Source organism: Enhygromyxa salina, assembly GCF_002994635.1.
GTDB classification, from domain to species: Bacteria; Myxococcota_A; Polyangia; order Nannocystales; family Nannocystaceae; genus Plesiocystis; species Plesiocystis salina_B.
The window spans coordinates 1-22,525 of the sequence record NZ_PVNL01000074.1 but is presented as its reverse complement, the minus strand read 5'-3'; the positions used below and the strand labels follow the sequence as shown (position 1 = coordinate 22,525).

The 22,525-nt window shown below is 68.7% G+C and carries 16 protein-coding genes; 3 read left to right on the top strand and 13 right to left on the bottom strand.

Going from position 1 to position 22,525, the window contains the following annotated elements:
• Nucleotides 1-4: 4 nt before the first annotated feature.
• Entirely contained in the window at nucleotides 5-2,020 is a 2,016-nt protein-coding gene (locus tag ENSA7_RS19040; protein ID WP_146157856.1) for a hypothetical protein, read from the bottom strand.
• Nucleotides 2,021-2,082: 62 nt separating this feature from the next.
• Here ENSA7_RS19040 and ENSA7_RS19035 point away from each other — a divergent pair, with 62 nt between their 5' ends.
• Nucleotides 2,083-4,251, top strand: coding sequence for a hypothetical protein (locus ENSA7_RS19035; RefSeq protein ID WP_244923844.1), 2,169 nt, complete (start codon nucleotides 2,083-2,085; stop codon nucleotides 4,249-4,251).
• Between the two features lie 6 nt (nucleotides 4,252-4,257).
• Here the strand turns inward: ENSA7_RS19035 and ENSA7_RS19030 are convergent, their stop codons facing one another.
• Together ENSA7_RS19030 and ENSA7_RS19025 are read right to left on the bottom strand one after the other, a co-directional pair.
• Nucleotides 4,258-4,824 (bottom strand): hypothetical protein, encoded by a 567-nt coding sequence (locus ENSA7_RS19030; protein ID WP_106090731.1) that lies wholly within the window; start codon nucleotides 4,822-4,824, stop codon nucleotides 4,258-4,260.
• Nucleotides 4,821-6,302 carry an aryl-sulfate sulfotransferase gene (locus ENSA7_RS19025; RefSeq protein WP_146157855.1) on the bottom strand — a complete coding sequence of 494 codons (1,482 nt, stop codon included), beginning with the start codon at nucleotides 6,300-6,302 and terminating at the stop codon, nucleotides 4,821-4,823. Before ENSA7_RS19025 ends, ENSA7_RS19030 begins: the two co-directional genes overlap by 4 nt.
• Before the next feature lie 268 nt (nucleotides 6,303-6,570).
• Here ENSA7_RS19025 and ENSA7_RS19020 point away from each other — a divergent pair, with 268 nt between their 5' ends.
• Nucleotides 6,571-7,557: a hypothetical protein gene (locus ENSA7_RS19020; RefSeq protein WP_106090729.1), complete on the top strand. Its 987-nt coding sequence runs from the start codon at nucleotides 6,571-6,573 to the stop codon at nucleotides 7,555-7,557.
• Between the two features lie 42 nt (nucleotides 7,558-7,599).
• On the opposite strand, the gene ENSA7_RS19015 is transcribed toward ENSA7_RS19020, so the two are convergent.
• The 8 genes from ENSA7_RS19015 to ENSA7_RS18980 form a co-directional block, all read right to left on the bottom strand.
• Nucleotides 7,600-8,763 (bottom strand): hypothetical protein, encoded by a 1,164-nt coding sequence (locus ENSA7_RS19015; RefSeq protein ID WP_146157854.1) that lies wholly within the window; start codon nucleotides 8,761-8,763, stop codon nucleotides 7,600-7,602.
• A gap of 169 nt (nucleotides 8,764-8,932) precedes the next feature.
• Entirely contained in the window at nucleotides 8,933-9,835 is a 903-nt protein-coding gene (locus tag ENSA7_RS19010) for an ATP-grasp domain-containing protein (RefSeq protein ID WP_106090727.1), read from the bottom strand.
• 85 nt (nucleotides 9,836-9,920) lie between these two features.
• Nucleotides 9,921-10,229: a DUF222 domain-containing protein gene (locus ENSA7_RS19005; RefSeq protein WP_219908014.1), complete on the bottom strand. Its 309-nt coding sequence runs from the start codon at nucleotides 10,227-10,229 to the stop codon at nucleotides 9,921-9,923.
• 180 nt (nucleotides 10,230-10,409) lie between these two features.
• Entirely contained in the window at nucleotides 10,410-11,354 is a 945-nt protein-coding gene (locus ENSA7_RS19000; RefSeq protein ID WP_146157853.1) for a sulfotransferase domain-containing protein, read from the bottom strand.
• A 47-nt stretch (nucleotides 11,355-11,401) separates the two neighbouring features.
• A complete protein-coding gene (locus ENSA7_RS18995; protein ID WP_106090725.1) occupies nucleotides 11,402-13,681 on the bottom strand; it encodes a YfhO family protein in 2,280 nt (759 codons plus the stop codon).
• Nucleotides 13,678-16,758 carry an efflux RND transporter permease subunit gene (locus ENSA7_RS18990; protein ID WP_106090724.1) on the bottom strand — a complete coding sequence of 1,027 codons (3,081 nt, stop codon included), beginning with the start codon at nucleotides 16,756-16,758 and terminating at the stop codon, nucleotides 13,678-13,680. The genes ENSA7_RS18995 and ENSA7_RS18990 overlap by 4 nt, the downstream gene beginning before the upstream one ends.
• Before the next feature lie 12 nt (nucleotides 16,759-16,770).
• The gene (locus tag ENSA7_RS18985; protein ID WP_106090723.1) at nucleotides 16,771-17,958 is read right to left on the bottom strand and encodes an efflux RND transporter periplasmic adaptor subunit; all 1,188 of its coding nucleotides are present in this window, start codon (nucleotides 17,956-17,958) and stop codon (nucleotides 16,771-16,773) included.
• A 66-nt stretch (nucleotides 17,959-18,024) separates the two neighbouring features.
• The gene (locus ENSA7_RS18980) at nucleotides 18,025-19,080 is read right to left on the bottom strand and encodes an ATP-binding protein (protein WP_106090722.1); all 1,056 of its coding nucleotides are present in this window, start codon (nucleotides 19,078-19,080) and stop codon (nucleotides 18,025-18,027) included.
• Nucleotides 19,081-19,243: 163 nt separating this feature from the next.
• Between ENSA7_RS18980 and ENSA7_RS18975 the strand changes: the two genes are divergently transcribed.
• On the top strand, nucleotides 19,244-20,128 hold the full coding sequence (locus ENSA7_RS18975) for an SDR family oxidoreductase (RefSeq protein WP_106090721.1): 885 nt from the start codon (nucleotides 19,244-19,246) through the stop codon (nucleotides 20,126-20,128).
• 10 nt (nucleotides 20,129-20,138) lie between these two features.
• Here ENSA7_RS18975 and ENSA7_RS43875 read toward each other — a convergent pair whose 3' ends face one another.
• Complete coding sequence (locus tag ENSA7_RS43875) at nucleotides 20,139-20,957, bottom strand: hypothetical protein (protein WP_181233892.1); 819 nt, start codon at nucleotides 20,955-20,957, stop codon at nucleotides 20,139-20,141.
• A gap of 10 nt (nucleotides 20,958-20,967) precedes the next feature.
• Nucleotides 20,968-22,254: a DUF5777 family beta-barrel protein gene (locus tag ENSA7_RS18960; RefSeq protein WP_106090718.1), complete on the bottom strand. Its 1,287-nt coding sequence runs from the start codon at nucleotides 22,252-22,254 to the stop codon at nucleotides 20,968-20,970.
• Nucleotides 22,255-22,525 lie beyond the last annotated feature (271 nt).

Here is a 22,525-nt window from a genome sequence, read left to right as displayed (position 1 = left end):
TCGCTCAGTAGCGGGGTCGCGCCAAGAACAGGCCCACACGGACGGTGTCCGCCTCGATCGGGTGCCACGGTTGGCTGCTGATCGCCGGGAGCTCGCGCTCGAGCAGCGCTTCGTCGCCGAGCTGCAGCCGCGACTCGAGGGCGCGGCAGGCCTCGCGACCTGCGGCGCTGCACAGGGAAGATCGGTAGTAGAGCACTGGCTCGCCCAGGTAGAACGCCGCGACGTCCTCGCCGCGCATGCCCGTGCCGACCACCGCGTCGCGAGCGTGAAGCGGCAGCGCGACCGCGCTGGTGCCCGCCTCGCCAATGTAGATGACCCGCGAGACCTCCCAGTCGCGCGCGCGCCAGTCGAGCGCCCAGGTCGACTCGCGGGCATCCGTCGCGGGGCTGACTCGATCGGCCGCCGTCGCGATTGACCCGATCACCGCGACGCCGAGCACGAGCGCGGCCGCGATCCGCTGGCGACGGCGGCCGGGGGCCACGCGCGCGATCAAGCTGGCGAGACCCAGCCCAAACACCGGGGCGAAGCACATGAAGTAGCCGGCCTGGTAGCGGGAAGCGTCGACGGCGACCGGGTTGAGGCGCACGGCGAACACCAGCATCGCGCCGAGCAGCCCCGCGATCAGCAGCGCTCGTGCCCGCGCCGTCGGCCGGCGCAGGATCATGACCACCGCGACCGCGACCGCGACCACGCCGACCCCGAGTGTCCACACCAGCTGCTCGAAGTCCACGGCGCCGCGGCCCAGCGGGGTGTTCAACGGTCGCAGGAGCTCGGCCAGCGAGGTCCCCGCGACGACCGCTGCGATCACCGTCGTCGCCAGCATGGTCTGGCCAACGCGGGTCCGGGTGTGGCCGGGGACGAACATGATCACAGTTGGCAGAACCGACGCCGCGAGCCAGCCGACTGGGTGCACGCGCGCAGCCTGGGCGATCAGCAGTCCGGCCCCGAATGTCGCGATCACGAACACGGGCGCCCGCACACCGCGTCGCCGAGCCGCGAGCACGAGCAACGCCGCCGCGATCGCCTGCAGCGAGATGATCGGAACGTGATAGCTGGCGCTGCGGATCAGCCGAACGAGGGTCGGATCGAGCGCGACGATCACCAGCAGCGCCAGGGCGAGCTCGATTCGAGCGCCGATCCCCCGCGCGGCAACGTAGACCGAGAGCGACACCACCACCCCAAGTCCGAGGTACGCCCACGCGAGCACCCACTCGGGATCGCCAGGCCCAAGCCGGACCACAGCCGCGAGCAGCTCGGGATACCCAGGTCCGTACTCGGCCAGGCCCTCGTGGCCTCGCAGCGCGTACTCGACCCACTGCGGCCCGTGCCCATTCTGCAGAAAGAACGACCACGGCAGCAGCGACTGCAGCCCGGCGCAGCCCAACGCCACGACCACCGCCAGCGCGCCCTCTTTCGCCCGAACCGGCAGCCCAGCCCGCCACGCGACGCCGACGAACACCAACAGCCCCGCCAGCCCCAGCCACGCGATCGGAGTCGTCGGGGGCTCGGCGACGGTCGCCTGAACGTCACGCGCATGAGCAGCGTTGGCGTCAACCTGCGAGCGAACAGCGGGCGCCACCGGGGCATGCCGGGGTCGCGGAGGCCCGCTCGCCAACGTCGGCACCGGGCTCGAGCGCGCGCACTCGACAACGGCCGCGAACGCAGCTTGCAGCTCGGGTGGGGTCTCGGCCCAGCGCGGAAATTCGCCGATCGGCGAGAGCCCGAGGTCGTCGATCGTGACCATCGCGCGACCTGCAGGTCTGCGCACCTCCACGCGTAGCTCGGTCGCGTCGCCGGATGCCGCGCTGACGATCAGCATGCCGGGCGGGCAGCTGAGCGGCGACATCGGATGGCCCGTGGACTCGGCGCAGCCTCGCACCCATTGCTCGACCGCCGCCGAGCAGCTGGGATCTCCGGCCCGCGCGAGCCTCGGAGCGAGCGCCAGCATGACCGCGAGCACGACCAACCACCCCAACGAGGGGCGCGAAGACCGAGGCTGCGCGAGCGCGAGAACCTGCACGACCGCGCCAGTGTAACGCCAGATCAGCCCAGTTTCGCCGCGAACACTTGTATGCTCCGCGCGTGCGCCCTCGCCCGCACCCCTCGCCACGTCGCCTCTGGGGCTTGTTGGCGCTTGCGATCGCGCTTTCGTGCGTGCTGTTCCCCCGCGTCTCGGCGGCTGCGCCCGCGGGCTCGTCCGCCGACACCCGCCCGGTGATCGTGCCCGGCCGCGAGGCAGAGATCACCGCGCTGTTCCAGCCCCACACGGCCGGTGACGAGCTGACCCCGGGGTGGCGACTGCACTCGTTCAGCATCAACGTCGGGACGATCAGCGTGTGGATCGAGGGCCCCGAGCTCGAGTCCCAGCGCAGCTACGCGCTGTTGACCCTCGACCACCTCGACCACGCGCCGCCAAATTCTCGGGCGCTGACCGGCTTCGCCCTGAAAGTCCTCGATCAGCCGCCGGGCAGCGAGGCGGCCGTGGCCAAGCTCGTCGAGGCGATCGCGGCCAACGACGACGGCTCGTTCTGGGGCACCAACGTGGTCTACGCGGGCGAGCCACGCGAGTACCCGTTTGGGTTCGAGATCGATCACATGCGCTTCACGTCGACGGTCGAGCTGTGGCTGCGCGACGGGCTGGTGTTCTTCATGTTCGTGGCCGTCGTGTTGATCGTGATGGCGATCGACACCCTGCGCGGGGCCCCGAGCTGGCACCGCTGGGCGCTGCCCGGGATCATCTTGCTCGGCGCCGGGCTGCGGGTGCTGCTGTCGCCCGCGGTCGCGCTCGCGCCGTGGCCGTACACGCGGCTGTTGGTCGCGGCCGGAAAGGTCTTCCATGGGCCCGGGCTGGCCGTGCTGCACCCGGATCCGGTCTGGCTCAGCGACGCGATCACCGGGACCGAGCTCGCGTTCTCGCTGCTCGCTCCGCTGGCGATCTTCGCCCACGTCCGCTACCTGCTCGACGATCACCGCGCCGCGATCGTGGCCGCGCTCGTGGTCGCGATCTTGCCCCTGCACCTGCGCTTCTCTCACGCCGACGCCGGGTTCATCGCGTCGATCACGATCAGCTCGACGGCCTTCGCCCTGGTCCATCAGGCCACCCGCGGCAAGTCGAAGCTCGGCGGCTGGATCGCGATCGCGCTGGTCGGGTTCCCGATCGCGGTGGTCTACCAGCTGCGGCCGCTCAACATCTTGTACTGCCCGCTGCTGCTGGCCACGGTGTTCGTCGACCAGGGCGTGCGTACCGACAAGCAAAAGGCCACGCCAGCCCGCACCGTCGCGACGTTCTTGGTGATCCTGCTCGTGACCTTTGGGCTCGGGGTCCCGCAGCTGCTCGAGGGTTTCGGCGACCAGGTCAACGAAGGGATGAGCCTGCGCACCGTGAGCTCGGCGTTCGACGTGCTCGTCAACCCGCGGCTCAACGCCCTGCTCAACCCGGTGTTCTCGCCGCCGGGGCTGACGCTGCTGGCCGCCTGGGGGGCGATCGATCTGTGGCGACGGGGCCGGCGACGGCTGTTTGCGTTCGTGGTCGGCTGGCTGCTGGCCTTCTTGTTCGCGCACGCCTACGTGATCCCCGACTCGATGTACATGCAGGCCCGCTACCACCTGCACCTGATCGTGCCCTACATGTTGCTGGTCGCGTGCGGGGCCGATGCCGGGCTGCGCTGGCTGGACGGGGCGCGGGAGCGCAAGTCGTGGCTGTCGGGCCGTCGCTATCAGCTGGTCCGAGGCGCTGCGCTGGCTTATGTGCTGGCGTCGCCGCTGATCCACCTTCACGGTATTCGCAACGTCGCGCTCAACGATGTCCAGGAGTGGATATTCGTGCACTCGGTCCGCGAGCAGATCCCGGACCAATGCACGGTCATCGAATATACGGGGATCAGCGCCGGGCCGCGCTTTGCTCGGGTTGGGACCTGGATCGAGAATGGGGTTCAGCGCGAGCGCTACGACGTCGTCGAGATCCTGCAGCCGAAGCCAGGCGAGCCAGAGCTGCCCGAGCACGTTCGGGCGCTGCTCGAGGATCCGCCGGAGTGTTTGTATTGGTACGAGGGGCTCCCGTGCTTTGCGTACAAGGACGTCGGCGAAGACAAAGCGCCGATCTGTCACGCGATCGAGGGCTTCGTCGTGCTCGAGGAGGTCGCGGCGACTCGCTTCGAGTCTCGGCCGTATGACGAGAACCTCGCCGCGGGCCTGGGTGAGATCGACCAGATCGAGCTGCGGCTGTTTCGGGCCTACCGCAAGCCTGACTGAGGCCGATCACTCGATCATGGCGTCGGCGACGGCGTGCCAGCACGACGGGCCGCAGGGGTCGGGCTTCATCGCATCACCTGGGACGACCGTAACTTGGGCTTCGAACAGCACCTCCTCGCCTCGCTCGACGCTGACGGTGATGGCGTCGAAGGGCGTGGCCTCGGGGTTGTTCTCGGTGTCGAAAAATGGGTTGGTCAGCGATACGGTGACCAGCTCGGAGGTCCAGCTCAGGTCGGCGAACGCGAACCCGAAGCAGGACTTGTCGCCCTCTAATTTAGCTTCGACGCTGCACACCAGCTCGTAGGCGGGGGTCTCGATCCGAAACCGATGCGGCCCGTCGAGCAGGGGCAGCGCGTGGGCGAAGCGCAAGGTCAGGGTCGAGCTGCAGGTCTCGCCCGTGCACGGCTCGCCCGTCTCTGTGTCCGTGTCCGTCGTGGTCGTGTCGGTGGTCTCGGACCCGCCCGTGGACTCGGACGCGGCGGTGCCTGTGTCCGCGACCTCCGTGGCGGGGCAGCCGAGCAAGATCAGCGCTGCCACGGTTGCCTGCTTGATTGGGTGAGTCGGGTTCGTCATGGCGTGAGCTCCTTCGCGGCGCCGACCAGACGATCGATCGGCACCGCGCGATAGGCAAACTGCCCGACCGGCCCCGTCAGCGACCACACCTGCATGGGTGACGCGGCCGGATTTAGCTCACGGATCCGCATGTACGCCCCCGCGAGCGGATCTTGGGGATCCACGGCGATCAACGAGTCGAGCGCGAGCACGGTCGCGCTCGAGGTGCGATCAGCATCACCCGCGACCGTCGACAAGAACGGCTCGGCGTCGTCTTCCCACACCTGCGTCGCCGTCATGCTGCTGGTGTCGAGGGTGTAGCGGACCGCGCGTGACGTCGCCTGCTCGACCGGCAGCGCGGGGTCACCGATGCCGTTGTCGTACAGCAACAAGCTGCCGTCGGGCTGCCACTGCGGCGAGTGTTGATGCCAAAACCAAGTGCCCTCGGTCAGGTTGAAGTCGCCCTCGGGGCCGAGCCGCCAGCGGATCTCGCTGGACTCACGATCGATCGCCAGCACCCAGTCCTGGTGGCGCAGCGAGACCAGCAGCTCGTCGCGGGTTGGCTCGTAGACCAGACCGTTGGCGTGGGTCCAGTCGTGGTGCTCAATCCCCGTGGCCGGGTCGACGATCACGAAGGACCCCCAGAAGTCTTCGACGCGGCGATCGGTGTCGATGTGATCGAAGCTGTCCCACGTCCACACCGGCTCGCCGGCGGGGGTGAACTCCACGATGAGATCGCCCGCGACCGGCAGCACGCCCTCAGGGCCATAGTCGATGTCACGAAAGCTGAAGCTGAGCGCCACGAAGTTGCCATTCGGGAGCTCGAGGATGTCGTGGTGAAAGCCCGGCACGCCCAGGGTGTCGGCTTCGATCCGCAGCTGCTCGACGCCGAGCTCGTCGACGATCAGGGCCGCGTCGTCACGCACGAGCAGGAGCTCGCCGTTCTCGCGCAGGCTCAGCCCGGTCCACAGGGCGGCCAGACCAGGGGTCGCTGGGGGGGCGCCGAGGTACCAACGCGTCACGCCTTGGGGGTCGACGGCGAACACGCCGAGCGGCTCTTCGGAGAACAGCACCGAGAGATCGAACAGCCGGTAGTCGCCGGCGACCGCGGGGGAGTCGGTGGGGGTGATCGTGAATGAGTCCAAGTAGCCAGGTAGTGGGGCGAGGGTCGTGAAGGATACGGGGTGTGTCTCTCCGGCGGTGCCGAGTTGGAGCTCGAGATCGTGCTCGACGCCCGGCTCGAGCCCGCGGACACGCACGCACTCGCGGCCATCTTCGAGCGGTGAGAGCGGGGCGCTGATCACCCCGGGGTCGTCGAGGTCGATCGCGGTTGCTGTGTCTTCATTGGGATCGGACAGCTCGAAGCAGAGATCCACGACCATCGGCTGGGTCGCGTAGCTGATCACCTCGATCTCGCCTGCGAGCAGGGGTTGCTCTGGCTCGGGCGCGCAGGCTGCCACGCAGGCGAGCATGGCGATGGGGCGAAGACCTGGTCGCACGCTGCAACGATAACCGAACGGCGAGGGTCGGAGCGTCAATCATCACGGTGGATGCGCATTCGAGTTGGTGCAGCAGCTTTGCGTACAGCACGCGCGGCGGTTGGCGGGCTAGCACGTTCGGGCTGTCGTCGAGATCGTACCGGGGTCAGCGTGGAGGAGATCCGCAAAAGCCCAGATGCATGGCGAGCGCTTCTCTGTAGTCGAGTCGGCGTGCGATCTCCTATCATCCCGAGATGAGCCACGTTGAGCCACGGAGCCCTCGCGCGCGATGACGATGCCCGGAGCCCGACGGATCGTCGTGGACGGCGAGGCCTATCGCTGGCGAGTCTCGCCGGGCGCAGTGGTGATCGAGCACGCCGCGTCGAGCCGCAGCGTGATTCGGGAAGCCCTCGAGCGGAACGAGGCGGTCGGCCCCGGCCGCGTCGCCGAGCTGGTCCGACACGCTCGTGGGTGCGGGTGGCGGCCGGATCAGCCCAAGGCCCACGTGGTCCCGCGCGGCGACCCCTTCGCCGATCCACGGGGCCGCGACGACTACGTCTGGCGCAAGACACTGCGTCGCTGCCTGGGCTGGTTCGAGGCCAGCGTGGGCACGCGCGTGGAGGTGGGTGCCTACTGGTGGGAGGGCCCATGCAGCCACGCGAGCGCGGGGCTGGGCGTGCGCCTGCGCTGGGGTCGTTGCCGGGCCCTCCCCGAGGCCGAGTGCTGGGAAGGCGTGCTCGTGGTGGGGGGCAATCCCGACAGCCCCGGCAGCTCGGTCACAGGCTTCCCCTTCGCGGGAGATCGTCTCGTGCGAGCGGACGAAGAGGTCGTGTACTCGTTCGGCCTCGAGCCCCAGGGCGAGGGCGGTCGCTACCAGGAACGTGGCTGGCGGTTCTGGGACGGCCCCGGCGAGTGGGCGGGGGTGGAGCGTGTGGGCGATCTGTTCGGCATGGGGCGATGCGCGGCACGAGCACGCGGCAGCAAGCTACGGCTCACGCTCGACGAGCGCCTGCTACCCACGCCTTCGGGCCGGCTGGGCGTGGCCCTGCACTCGGTCATCGACGAGCACGGACAAACACATCTCGACCCCCTCGGAGCGCCGTGGCTACGCGGCCCGTCGCTCTTCGTCGAGGACCACCACGCCTGGCTCGACCTGACGAACCTGGGATCGAAGTGGAGCCCCGCCTGCTGCCAGGTCGTCGTTCGGGTCAGCGGCCTGGCATTCGGCGAAGGCGAGCAGAGCGTGCTCAGCGAGCCGACTCGGATCACGTGGTAACCAGATCGCGAACAGCTGAGGCCTCACTGATCTAGCTTCGAGTCATGACAGCGCTGCGCCGCTCGCTTCGAGGGTTACCCGCGCAGCCACCTGCAGCTCGGCCAAGACCTCCTCGCGCAGCCGCGACGCGATCGCGGGCGTCGCCAGCCCGTAGGCCTCACGCTCGTCCCCATCTGCGGGCGGCGGCCCCGGGCGCGGCGCGAAGGCGTCGGCGAACACATCGACGACCTCGCCACGCAGCCCGGGCTGAACGTCCAGCAGCCACTCGAGCGTGCGCCAGGCCAGCGCCGCGTGCTCGGCCTCGTCGTTGGCGACGGTCCGCCAGTAGCCGAGCAGCTCGGCGCGCTGCGTGAGCTCGGGTTGAGCGGCCGCCCAGATCGCCTCGCGGGCGGCGAGCAGCTCACCGACGCAGCCGTCGCGGGCGAGGTCGCGGACAAACGCCACCAGCTCGAAGCTCGCGCCCGCGGCCGGCAGATCACCAAGTCGCGCCCGGCGACCGTCGACGGCCTCGGCGGCCGCGAGAGCGAGGCGTGCGTGCGTCGCCTCCTGCCGCGCGGCCTCGTGGTGCGCCGCGATCAACTCCGCGGGCGCGCCGAGCCCCTCGAGCAGGATCGCCGCATGAAGGAAGGCATCGACGGAGGCGCGCTCGTAGCGAGCGAACTCGCGGTAGGTCGCGGCCGCCTGGGCCGCGCCAGGCTCGACTTCGTGTGCGGTCGGGTGATCGTCGAGCAGCTCGAGCGCGGGCAGCAGCGCCGCTCCGTCGTCGCGGAGCGGTCGACCCGGGATCCCGCCGAAGTGATCGGCCGTGACCAGGTGGCAGCACTCATCACCGAGCGGCTCAGAGCACAACAGCTGGTGGCCGACGCACCCCTCGATGCACGAGACGTCTTGCGGACTGCAGCTCGCGTCGGAGCAGCAATCGTCAATGGGGCAATCCCACAAGATCGCCTCCATGCACGCCTGATCACACGCCAGGCAGGTCCCGTCGTCCTCGACGGGTACGCAGCCGAGCTCCATGAACTGGCCGCGATCGGGGTGGGTCTCGAAGTTGTCGAGCGTGCACATCGCGACGGCGGGGCCGGTGTCGGACTCGCCTGCGGACTCCGAGGTCGAGTCGCCGTCCCCGTCGCCGGCGCCGCCCTCTTCGTCGTCGTGGACCGTGGGCTTGCGCGGCCCACAGGCCGCGAGCACGACGAGAGCAGTCACCACGGTGATGGGCACAGGCGAGCGCATGCGCCAAGGGTATCGCGTTCTCGCGCGCGAGACATCGGGTGCAGCCGACAATAGCGGGACGATGATCGGCACCTGTTACCTGCGTAATTCTGGCGCGCTGAGCTACTGCGAAAGCTCGCCCGCGACGTCGGCTAGCCCGGCCTCACCCAAGTCGGCGCAGCAGCGCGTGGGTGAGCCGCTCCGCGGCCGTCGGCCCGTGCCGCAGGAACAGCGAGGGCTCGACGATCTCGAGCTCGTTCAGCACCCAGCGACCGTCATCATCCCGCAACAAGTCCACGCGGGCGTAGAGCAACGGCAGCTGCAGGCTCCAACCATGCGCCACGACACACGACCCAAGCGCGGCGAGGGTCTGACCACAGATCTCGAGCTGCTCGCGGTCGAGCTCGATCGCCTCATCGCGGGCGCCGTAATCATCCTGGACCCGGAAGTCGCCAGCGACCGGCACCTTGCGCACCGCATGGCTCAGCACGTCATCAATGTAGATCGCCGAGACCTCACCCTGCCGCTCCACGCTGCCCAGGTACGGCTGCAACATCATTCCGGTGGTCGCGGTCACCCGCGTCAGGTGAGCCTGCGCGGCCGCGAGTTCGGCCTCGCTGTGGGCGTCGAACCGCAGCGTATCGCGGGCGTTGGCGCCGAGCGTCGGCTTGAGAAACCCACGGGTCATGCTCCGCGCGCGGACGATCGCGCGCAGGTCGTGGGGCTGGCCAGCGTCGAGCCAGGCGGTCTCGGCCAGCGGCACCCCGCGCTGCTCGAGCTCGCGCAGGTACAGCTTTTGGGTGTTCCACGCGACGACGGGCGCCGGGTTGAACAGCGGCACGCTGGCGCCCACCCGCTCGGCCCAGGCGACGAACGCCGCGTGCTTGTGATGGTAGTCCCAGGTCGTCCGGATCAGCACCGCGTCGAACGCCGACCAGTCGACGCCGGGGTCGTCCCAGATCGGCTGCTCGACCGTCACGCCCCGGCCGCGCAGCGCCGCATGCAGCGGCCGGTCATCGTGCTCGTGGCTGGGAAGGGTCGAGCAGGTCGCAAGGGCGATGCGCATGTCGGCGGAGCTTGGCAGCTTGTCCGCGGCGACGCGATGGGCTCACGCGTTCGAGCGCGCAGACGCGGCTGGTATATCAACCGCGTCATGGGCTGGTACACAGCCCGACGCTGCGCTCGTAGGACCCAGTCAACCGCTCGAGCTGAGCGGCGGTAGCGTGGGCAGCGACGTCGAGGAAGTGTTGCTCGGTCTCGGGGGTCGCGACGCGAGTGATCGCCCGAACCTTCGAGTAGCTGAGCTCACCGCGACCAAACAACGCGTCGACGTTGGTCAGCAGCTCCAGCGCCCGCGCGACCCGGACCTTCTCACGCGCGGCCTCGATACCAACGCCGATACGCCAGCTGAGCCAGTGCGCACACGAGAGAACCCATTGGCCCCCAAGCTTCGTGGGCATCAAACAGGCGAAGCCGGGTGAGCAGCGCGTGTTCGGCGATGTCAATGCGCGCGGCGAATGTGGCGATCTCCTCGCCCAGGGCCTCCAGCTGATCGGCGGTCATGGAGCGACGAAATGTGGCGACATCGGACATCGCTACATTATACTTGCGCAGCTGTTCAGGTCGAGAAAATACCCGCTTTAGAACATCTCGTCGTAGGGAAAGTCCGACCCAATCTTCCGCAGCTGCGCACGGCTGAATTCATCAATCCGAGCCCGCTGCTCCGCATCAATCAACTCACTCGACCCCCCAACCGCGCCCCGCCGGATCATCTGCGGGGCCTGGTCCGGCCGGGACAGGGGGATCGGCGGCGGCCCAAACTGCGACTCGTGTGCCTTCATATACGCAAAGCTCCCCCGCTCGCCCACGGCCGCCCGCTCGCTCGCGCTCAGATCCACGCCCATCAGTTCGGCCACAGCATCAATCGTACCGCCGAGATCGGCCTTGACCTGATTGAAGCTACGCACGACCACGTTCGGCCGGTCGCGCATACCCCAATACCCATTCGTGTGCTCGGCCCACGCGCCGCCGAGGAAGCTCTCGTCGCACCACCAGTCCACCCATTGCGCGGGCGTGACGAGGTGGCGAATCCCCATGAGCCCCAGCAAGAACAGATATGATGACACCGTCACTTCTTTGGGATCACGAATGATCGTGAAGTACTTGGCGTCGGCGGTGTAGGGCACCACCCCCGCGCGAAGGTGGGTCTTGATCACCCGCAGGCCCGTGGGCGACGCCTTCAACGGACCCGGATCATCAAATTTCACCAGATCAGGCATGGGCGCCTCGGGCCAGCACACGACCTCGTGAATGTGGTCGAATTCGGCGGCTCCGCGGTGGGCGATCTGTTGGCAGATCTGCATGCCCCAGTTGGTGCCGCTCTTCGGAAAGGTCGCAACGAACACGTCGGCGCGGGTCGGCGTGTAGCCGCGAAACACCTTGCTGTCGGGAGGCATCATCGCGTTGTTCACGATGAAGCGCAGCGCTTGCTTGCCGCGACCTAGCTTCGCGGCCGTGCGCACCAGCAGCACCATCGGCGTCATCGGGCTCAGGAGCGTCGGCTTACCAGATACGAGCTTGGACACCCGATCATGCTGCCGCGCCGCCGCGACTGGGTCAATTGGTCAATCGATCAATCGATCGCAGCTCGACGGGGCCGGCTGATCCAGGCGGCGCCCAGGGCGAGGAAGGCCAGCATCCCAAGTGTCAAACGCCAGCCGATCGCGTAGCTGCGCGGGCGAAACACCAGCTCGACGACGTGGGCGCCAGGATCGAGCGGGACGCCGCGAAACATGTGGTTGACCGGGACAATGTCGGTCTCGACGCCGTCCACGCTGGCTCGCCAGCCGGGGTAGTAGCTGTCGGTGATGACCAGCAGCGCCGGATGCTCGGTCTCGCACTCGAGGATCAGGTGCTCGGGGCGCGGCCGGGTGAGCGCGACGGGCTCGATGCTGGCCGGGCCATCGAGTGCCAAGCTGCCGTGTTCGACGACCGTCTCGCGGTTGGGGTCGAACCGGCGCAGCGCGGCCGCCCGCTCGTCGAGGGTCGCGGCGACGATCGTCTTGGTGCTCAGGTACGCCCGCGGCACCGCGTGACGGTTGAACGACACCCGCTCGGCCTTGTGATCGGTATACAGACGACGAAGAAACTTGTAGCGGACGGTATTGAGCGCGGTGTGGCTGACGATGTAGGGCGCCCCCAACATGTCGATGCGCGCGTCGAATTCCCGCGGCTTGAGGGCGGTCTCGTCCCGATATAAGCCCGTGCGCGGGTAGAAGCTGCCAGTCTCGATCAGGTGCATCACGTCCAAGAAGCGCAGCAAGCTGGTGCCGTTGTAGCCGGACACGCCGTCGAGGCCGCGCAGGATCGTGTGGTTGTAGCTGCCGTACCCAAAGCCCTCGGCGATCATGACGCGCCCGTTGATCGGGTCGCCCTCGCGCTCGGCGATGTAGTCCAGGCTCTGCAGCACCCGACCGTCGAGCTCGCGCTCGCTCGGCGGATCATCGCGGCTGAGCAGGGCAAACGGGCTGCGCGGGGCGGCGAGGCAGACCAGATCGATGACGGTCACCGCCGCGATCACCCAGCCCGCCCGCTCGCGGCCGAACCCGAGGGCCGCGAGGCCAACCGCGACGAGCAGCGCGGCGAGCAGGCCCCACGCGTCGCCGCCGTATGTGTCATGGGTGAGCACCGCGAGCGTGGGCGCGAGCACGACGACGCTGGCGACGCCGACCAGCAGCCGGGTGCTGACGTGGCCCCGCGTCCACATCTCGAGGCCCAGGCCGCACCCGTACGCGAGCGCGAGGCTGGCGATCCCAATCAAGCGCGAGGGCGCCCGGAAGTAGCCAAACCCGGGGACGAGCTCGACCAAATAGCCAAACACTGGCGTGTTGGGGCCGAGCGAGGCCAGCGTGGTCAAAATAGCGACGGCGGTCAGGGCCACCGCGACGCCAGCGTCGCGGCGGCGATGCTCCCGACCCAGCGCCGTGATGACCCCGACAATCGCCAGCACCACGCTCAGGGTCCCGGCGTAGAGCTCGAGCGGGTCGACCTCGTCACCGGCCGGACGCGGCAAGGTTGGACTGACCAGAAAGCGCCACAGCGAGTGCGGAGCCAGGTGTAGCTCCGAGGCAAACCCGAGCTCGAGGCCCAGTGACCGCTGCGACAGCGGGACGAACTCGAGCTGGGGCAGCAACGCAATCCCGCCCACGCACGCGCCAACCACCACCGTCGCGGCGACCAGACCCGCGCGCTCGACCAGCCCGCGCCCACGCCAGTCGTGGCGGTGCTGGACGAACAACCCAACGCAGTAGCACGCGGTCAGCAACGCCGCCGCCGCGAGCATCTGCGGCCCACCAGCCAGGATCAGCGCCCCAAGCACGAGCCCGGCGATCGCGACCGAAGCAAACCCGGGGACCCGCGTGACGCGGTGCAGCGCGGCCAGCCAGGCAGGGACCCAGGCGAGCACGGAGAACAGCCCCAGGTGCTCCGCGAGGCTCAAAAATGGACCCGAAAACGCGAAACACAGCGCACCGGTCAGCTGCGCTGGCAGCCCAAACCCGTGACCGCGCAACCACGCGACCATGCCGATCGCCGCGATGACGACGTGCAGCACGATGAACGCCGTGAACGCGTCGGGGTCACCCCACCAGCGCACCAACCAGGTCGGCGGATAGTACTGAGCCGCCTGCGAGTCCGCGAAGATCGGATACCCGTTGAAGATGTGGTCGCTCCACAGCGGCCAGCGACCGTCACGCCGAGCCCCGGCCTGGATCAGCGGATGATGGGTATAGCGAATGTCACCAAAGAACGGGCTGAGCTTGCCGGACACGAAGTCGCGCAGGCCAACGACAGCACACACCACGCTGAGCGCGACGACGGCGGCCCACCCCCTGAGACCGCCGCTGGCGTTCACTCGGGGACCTCGTCCTGCGCGTGCTGCTTGGCGATCAGCATGTACACCGAAGGCACCACGAACAGCGTGAACAGGGTCCCGATCGTCATCCCGCCAACCAGCACGATCCCGATCGAGTTGCGCGCGACCGCCCCCGCGCCGGTCACCAGCGTCAGCGGAAAGTGGCCGACCACCGTGGCGACCGTCGTCATCAACACCGGTCGCAGCCGCGTCGAGGCGGCGAGCTTGATCGCGTCGAGCTTGCTGGCCCCGAGCTCCTGCTGCGCGTTGGCGAACTCCACGATCAAGATCCCGTTCTTGGCGACCAGCCCGACGAGGGTGACGAGGCCAACCTGCGAGTAGATGTTGAGCGTGGTGGTCCAGCCCTCGGTGAGCCCAAACGACAGACCAGGCGGCCCCGAGAACTTCAAGAAGGTGAACGCGAGCGCGCCGAACATGGCCAGCGGGACCGATCCGGCCAGGATCACGAAGGGGTCGCGAAACGAGTTGAACTGGGCGGCGAGCACCAGGAAGATCAGCACGATCGACAGGCCCATGGCCGGCAGGAATTTGCCGCTCTCCTGCCGCAGCTGGCGGGACTCACCCGTGTAGTTGAGCTGGTAGGCGGGCGGCATGACCTCGGCGGCGGCGTCCTCGAGCACCTTCAGGCCGCCGTCGAGCGAGCGCGAGGCGACCCCGGAGATCTTGACCGCGTTGAGCTGCTGGAACCGGTTGAGGGTCCGCGGCACCACGCGGTCGCGCAGGCTGGCCACGGCCGAGAGCGGGATCAGGCGGCCACCGGGGCCGGTGATGTAGATCTGCTCGAGCTGCTCGGGGACCAGGCGATCGCTGCGCTGGATCTGCGGGATCACCTTGTAGGCGCGCCCGTCGATGTCGAAGCGATTGACGAAGTTGCCGCCCAGCATCGTGGCCAGATCGGCGCCGACCTGTGCGACGGTGAGGCCCATCGCGGCCACCTTGTCACGATCGATCACGATCTCGGTCTCGAGCTGGTCGATCTGCACGTCGACGAACGGCGGGAACGCGAACTGACCGCTGTCGACGGCGGCCTGCACGAGCTGCTCGGCGACCCGCAGGATCTGCTCGTGACTGTCGGTCGAGGCGATCACGACCTCGATCGGCAAGAACCCCGAGCTCGGCAGCGCGGACGGCAAGAACACGGGCGCGCGCACGCCCGTGATGTTGCCGAGCTCGGCGTTGACCTCGTTTTGGACCTCGAACACGGTGCGCTCGCGCTCGTCCCACGGCTTCAGCATCATGCCGCCGAACCCACCGCTGGCGAAGGTCAGCTGAAAGCTGTGGTCGAACTCGGGCGAGGACTGGAAAATCTCGCCGACCTGCTCGGTGTAGAAGGTGATCTGCTCGAGCGAGGCGTTGGCGGGCGCGTCGATCGCCCCGAACACGGTGCCCTGATCCTCGTTGGGGGCCAGCTCGGCGGGCGAGAACAGATACATGGGGATCGTGAGCAGCGACAGGACGATCCACACGACGTAGACCGCCGGACGGGTCCGCAGCGTGACGGCCAACATCCGCTCGTAGGTCCGCTGGATCAGGTCGAAGCCGGCGTCGACCGCCCGGCCCAGCCAGCCGCGCTGCTGATCGGCGGTGAGCAGACGCGAGGCCATCATCGGCGACAGCGTGAGCGCGACGATCCCCGAGATGAACACCGCCCCGGCCAGGGTGAACGCGAACTCGCGGAACAGCGCGCCGGTCAGCCCACCCTGCAGGCCGATCGGCGCGTAGACGGCGGCCAGCGTGATCGTCATCGCGATGATCGGCCCGACCAGCTCGCGCGCGCCCAGCAGCGCGGCCTGCTTGGGGGTCTTGCCCGCGCGGATGTGCCGCTCGACGTTCTCGACCATGACGATCGCGTCGTCGACGACCAGCCCGACCGAGAGCACGATCGCCAGCAGCGTGAGCAGGTTGACGGTGAACCCGAGCACCTGCATCAAGAACACGGCGCCGATCAGCGACACCGGGATCGCGACGAGCGGCACCAGCACGGTCCGCAGCGAGCCCAGGAACAAGAAGATCACCACGATGACGATGAGCACGGTCTCGCTCAGCGTCTTGGCGACCTCGCTGATCGCGTCGTCGATGTACGTGGTCGAGTCGAACGCGACGTCGCCCCGCATCCCGGTCGGGAGCTCGGCCTGGATGATCGCCATCTCGTCGCGCACGCGCGCGATCACGTCGAGCGAGTTGGCGTTGGGCAGCACCCACACGCCCATGAACACGGCCTTCTCGCCCGAGAAGCGGACCTCTTGCTCGTAGTCGTCGGCGCCGAGGACGACGTCGGCCACGTCTTCGAGGCGGACCAGCGCGTCGCTCGACTCGCGCACGACCAGGCGCCGGAACTGCTCGACGGTCTCGAGCCCGGTGTCGGCCGTGAGGTTGATCTGCACGAGCGCGCCCTTGGTCTGGCCGATCGCCGCGAGGGTGTTGTTGGCGGCGAGGGCGTCGCGGACCTGCGAGGGGCTCACGCCCTTGGCCGCCATGCGCTCGGGGTCGAGCCAGGCCCGCAGCGCGAAGGTGCGACCGCCGAGGATGTCGGCCCGCTGCACGCCGGGCAGCGCGGACAGCCGCGGCTGAACCACGCGCAGGAGGTAGTCGGTGACCTGGTTCTCGTCGAGGACGGTCGAGCCGAAGCTCAGGTACATCGACGCGATCTGGGCGTCCGAGGGCTCGATGTTGATCGCCGGAACCTGGGCCTCGGGGGGCAGGTCGGCGCGGACCTGGTCGACCCGCGCGCTGATGTCGGCGAGCGCGTCGGAGGCGTCGTAGTCGAGGGTCAGCCGCACGCTGATCGTCGACATGCCCTGCACGCTCTGTGACTCGATGAAGTCGATCCCGTCGGCCGCCGCGATCGCGCGCTCGAGCGGGGCGGTGATGAACCCCCGCACGAGCTCGGCGTCGGCGCCCACGTAGACCGTGCGGACCACGACGCTGGCGCTCTCGAGCTTGGGGTACTGGCGAACGTTGAGCGAGCTGAGCGCCTGCAGCCCGGCGATGATGATCACCAGGTTGACGACCAGCGCCAGCACCGGGCGCCGAATGAAGGTGTCGGTGAACGCCATGACTGCTGCCCACTAGCGGTTGCTCGGGGTCGGCTCGAGCTCGGCCTCGATCACGGGGGTGTTGTTCACGAACACGGGGGCGTTGTTGCGGAGCTTGAAGGCGCCGCCAATCACGATCTCCTGACCGGCCTCGACCCCGTCGAGCACGGCCACGAAGTCACCGCGCCGCTCACCGAGCTGGACGAACTGCTGGCGGGCCAGCTTGACGGGCGCACCCGTGGGCGTGGTCGGGGTCGGCAGCGGCTCGACGGGATCTTCGACCACGAACACGGAGTCGCCGTAGGGCGCGTAGACGATCGCGGTCAACGGCACGCTCACGACCTCGCGCTGGCCGGCGAGCACGACCTCGACGTGGACGAACATGCCGGGCTTGAGCGCGCCCTGCTCGTTGGCCGCGAGCGCCCGAACCGAGACCATGCGGGTCGAGGGATCCACGCTCGGCTCGATCGCGACGATGGTCCCTTCGCTCTCGCCCTCACGCTCGCCCTCGCTCGTGCCCTCACGCGTGCCCTCGCCCGCGCCCTCGATCGACAGGCGAACGGTCAGGCCTGTGCTGAGGTCGCGCTGGTCGTGCTGGGGCAGGTCGAAGTCGACGTACGCACCATCGACCGCCTCGAGCGTGGTGATCGGCACCCCCGCGCCGAGGTACTGACCGAGGTTGACGTCACGAATTCCCAGGCGGCCGCTGAACGGCGCGCGGATCGTCTTGCGGGCGATCTGGGCGCGCAACACCTCGATCTGCGCGCTCGCCTGGCGAACCGCGGACTCGTCGGCGTCGAGCTGGGCCTTGGTCTCGACTCCCGCCGCGTCGAGCTCACGGGACCGTCGCGCGGTGGTCAGCGCGAGGTCGCGGGTGACCTGAGCCGCGGTCAGCTGGGCCCGCTCGACGCGGCTGTCGAGCTCGACGAGCACGTCGCCCTCGGACACCAGTTCGCCCGACTCGAACGCGATGCGCACGACGACCCCGGGCACCTCGCCGCTGATCTCGACCCCGCGGACCGAGGCCACCGTGCCGACCGTGTGGAGGCTGGACGCCCAGGTCTCGACCGTTGCGGGGGCCGTGCTCACGGCCTCGGGCGGCGGCCCGGCCTGGGCCATCGTCTCGCCCAAGCCCATCAGCATCGAGATCTGTGACGCCTTCACGAGCGCCAGGCCGCCGACGAGCAGCAACAGACCAACGATGGCGATGATGTAGCGCATGGCGGCGAGCTCCGGCGGCGACGCCGTCTTAGCAGGGTTGCGCCCGAGTGCGAGGGGTCCGTCGGCTCAGTGTGTGAGCGAGAGCTCGCCCTCGTAGGCGGCGATTCGGTCGGAGCCGGCCTCGCGGCGCAGCGTGACCGTGCTGCCGAGCGTGGCCGCGTGAGCGAGCGCCGGGCTGGAGGTCGCCAGCACCCACTGGGCCTTGGGCAGCACCCGGCGCAAGCTCGCGATCAGCTCGAGCTGCACGGAGGTCGAGAGGTTGATCTCGACATCGTCGATCAGCACGGTGCCCTCGGCGTGGCGGGGATCGGCGCCGCGATTGGCGACCCACAGCTGGTGGACCGGGAGCGTGGCGAAGCAGACCAGCTGGCGGACCTGAGCGGGCAGCGCGTCGAACGGCACGATCTCGCCGCCCGGGGTCTCGAACCGCGGCTCGAAGGTCCGCGGTGACAGGCCGCGGTAGTGAAACCCGACCAACCCGAGCAGCTCGTCGAGGGCCTCGCGCATGGCCACGCCCAGGCAGCGAGGATCCGCGCCGCTCTCCCCCCGTGAGTCCCCCGCCAGCGCGGTCGACAGCCCCGCGTACCCGAGCAGCAGCTTGATCGGCCGCGTGAGTTCAACACCGTTTTGATCTTGAAAGCCGGGCGCCCCACGCGTATCGGCGCGGAGGACCGTGCGCGCGGGATCACCGATCACCAGCGACCCACGTGGAAACCGACGCGAGCCAGGGATCCCCACGAACGCAAACCCGCCCTTCTCGGCCAGCTGGCGATCAAAGTGCACGAGCTCGCGCCGACGCAGCTGCTCGGACTGGTCGTCCCCCTCGATCGTCACGCCGGGCGTCGAGACCCGCAGCGGGTGCGGGCGCTCGGGATCTTCGGCCCCGAGCCGCCAGTCGCAGACCACGTGCGGCGTCGTCCCTGGCCGTCGCCACACCGAGGTCTGGACCACATGATTGGCGGGGCGCGTGGCCGAGATCGCCGACAGCAGCGCGGTCTTGCCCGTCCCGCCGTCGCCGTGGATGACGGTGAGCAGCCGGGGCTCGCCGGGCCGATCGCAGAACTCGACCTCGATATGATCAAAAGGTCCGAGCCCGACGACGCGAGTCCGTTCGAGGTACATGCGTGCGCGCAGGCTAACAGCCCCACGTGCCCGCGCCCAGGCCGGCCTGCGCGCGGTCACTGATCCACAGATCATTCGGCTGGTCATCCGAGCCACGCCGCGGCGCGCGACCCGGTCGCTGATCCGTCGACCAGCGCCCCACTGAGGACTATGCTCGCGGTCCATGGCTGACGTCGACATGAGCGGGAAGACCGTGCTGATCACCGGGGGAAATTCTGGGATCGGTAGGTACACCGCGATCGGCCTGGCCCGCATGGGCGCGAAGGTGTTGTTCACCAGTCGCAACCTTCGCAAAGGTGACGTCGCTCGCGCAGAACTTCGCGAGACCGTCAGTAAGCAACAGATCGACTGCATGGAGTTGGACCTCGCCAGCTTCCGCTCGATCGAGCAGTTCGCCAGGCAGTTCATCGCCAAGTACCCGCGGCTCGACGTGCTGGTGCTCAATGCTGGCAGCGTGCTCGACACCCGGCAGGTCACCAAAGAAGGGTTCGAGATGACCTTCGGTGCCAATCATCTTGGGCACTTTTTTCTGACTCAGCTGCTGCGCGAGCGACTCGAGGAGTCGTCGGCGCGGGTCGTCGTGGTCGCGTCGGACGCCCACCGCGGCGCGCGGGCGGGGCTGAACTTCGACGACCTGATGTTCGAGCGCGACTACAAGGGCTGGGCGGCCTACTGCGCGTCCAAGCTGGCCAACATCTTGTTCGCCAACGAGCTCGGCCGACGGTTCGACGGCGTGACCGCTCACTCCCTGCACCCGGGGGTCGTGCGCACCGGGTTCGGCCGCGACGGCGATCTGGCCGGCCCGATCGCCCGCGCGGCGATCAGCCTCGTGCGACCGTTCCTGATCGGCCCGGAGAAGGGCGCCCAAACCTCGATCTACGTGGCCAGCGCGCCCGAGCTCGAGGGCAAGACCGGCGGCTACTACGACAAGTGTCGGCCCGGCAAGCGAAGCGCCGCGGCCCAGGACGACGACGCGGCCAAGCGCCTGTGGGAAGTCAGCGAGGCGCTGGTCGAGCAGGCCCAGGCGATGCGCAAGACCAAGTCCTGAGCCCCCAGTATCAGAGCTCGGCGCCGGAGTTGATCCAGGCGTAGATCGCCTGGATCTCGATCGGACACATCGCGCCGGTCAGCGGCATCGCCGAGCCCCCGCCCATCACGCTGGTCTGGGTGCCCATGAGCTTGTGCCACATGTAGCTGTCGTCGGCCGACATCGGCTCGATCAGGTTGAGCGCGGCCCCGCCCGCGGCCACGCTGACCAGGTTGTCGTAGGTGGTCATCGCGTCGGGCATCAACGGGCTGCTGAGGTTGGCGTGGCAGCCCATGACCCCGCAGCGGTTCTCGATGATCGGCCAGATGTCGGCGTCGAAGCTGGGCATCGCGGGCACGGGCGCCTCGATGTAACAGGTCGGCGTGGGGTCGCCGTCACCGTCGCCAGGATCGCCGTCGCCGTCGCCGGAGTCGCCGTCACCGTCGCCACCACCGTCCTCGATCGGGACGCCCGCGATCCAACCAATGATGATCGCCCGGTTGAGCGAGTCGTTGGGGCTCTGAGGCGAGGGCGGCATCGGCCCGCCCGTGATGTTGGGCCCGCCAAGGATCTTCTGGGCGATGTACGAGGACTCGAGGTCGCCCAGGGTCACGAACGGACCCCCGCCAGCGCTGGAGCTCGACATCAAAATCTGGCCGCTCTCGGGGGCCGCGAGCACGACTTGCGCGGCCCCTGCCGAGTGGCAGCCCGTGCTCGTGGCGCAGCTCTCGTCGAAGGCCTGCTGGACCGCGGGCGGGATCGCGTCTTCACCACCAGCGTCGCCGATCGGCTCGAGGCCGCAGCCCGAGCCGAGCAGCAGCAACCCACAGATTCCGTAGCTTCGGTTCATCATGTGCATATCAGAGCTTCCACTTGCGGGTGATGTTGAAGCCGAAGAAGAAGTCACCGAAGGGCGAGAAGGGGTTGGCCGTGTCGCCGCCCGCAGCGACCAAGTTGGTGTGTATGTTTCGCGTGTTGGTCACGAACACCTGGAACACATGCAAGCCCGTGCGCGCTGACCAGCCCAGGCCCCACGAGCCGATCTTGGTGCCGCCGGGATCGACGTCACCGCCGCGATAGTAAAACGCGTTGACCGGGATCGGCAGCTGGTACTCGAGGTCGATCCCGTGCTTCTTCTTCTTGCCCAGCCATATCGTGCTGGCGATGCCCGCGTTGAGCGTGCCGCGGTTGTCGGTCACGGGCTCGGGGCCGCTGCCCTCGCCAAAGTCGTAGAGCACCGTCGGCGAGTGGTTGGTCAGCAGCGAGTAATTGACGGTCAGCTGGGTGCTCCAGCGCTCGAGCCACAGGCGGCTGAGCATGACCTGAAAGTTGCCCGTGAGCCGGTTGGCCGAGTTACTCGGGAAGTCGGTCAGCGCCTCGAAGCTGGCGTACATGCCGAACGACACCGGCTTGCCCGCCTCCTGCCGGATCGGCACATACTTGGCGCCGAGCTCCCAGTCGAGCCGTGAGCTGGTCCAGCGCAGCAGCAGGTCGAGCCCATCGATCACGCCGTACTCGATACCCATGCTGATCGTCGCGCCGCCAGCGAGACCCAGATAGGTGCGATCGCCGACCCCGCCGACCCGCCCGAGCCGGTGATGAATGCGATACGCGATGACCTTCTTGCCCAGCGTGGTCGTGGTCAGCAGGTTGATCTGGTGGGTGCCGAAGAACGGCTCCTTGGGCTTGCGCTTGGGGGTGGGCGGATCGATCGGCGGACGCGGCTCGCTGACGTCGCCGGGGTCACCCTCGCCGGTGTCACCCTCGCCGGTGTCACCCGGACCCGCAGGATCTTTCGCGGCGTCGCCCGCGGGCGGCAGCGAGGCCATCCATGCCTGGACCACGGCCAGCTGGTCGACCGGCAGCGGATCGTCGCCCATCGGCATCGACTCGCCCTCGATGCCCTCGGCGCCGACCATCTTCATGTAGATGTAGCTGCCGTTGGGGTTGCCGGGGTCGACGTAGGGCTTGCCGGTCGACGAGCGCTTGCCGACCAGCGCGCTGACATCCTCGAGGTTGAGCAGGTCGTCGCTGGAGTCGTGGCAGAGCGTGCACGACTCGTCGAAGATCGCCTGGGCAGCCGCGAGATCGCCACCGGCTTCGGGTGGCGCAAACGCGAGCGGGAGCAGCAAGGTCGCGAACAGCATGGGCGGCCACAGCTTACTTCACACTCGGGCCCCCGTGGACATGAGTTGCCGCGAACCGCCGAGGTGTCTGAAGGGGGTAAAAAGGCTATCCTCTGGCCATGCAGCGACTCTCCAGCGGTCTCGTGGCTGTCCTCTCGATCATCACCGCGATCTCGGTGCCGGCTTGCAAGAGCGAAACCGACACGGGCCAGACGACCAGCGCGGCCGCCAAGTCTGATCCAGCGGCAGACTCGGGCGCCGCAGCGGCTGGCGCAGAGGCGGGGGCGGGGGC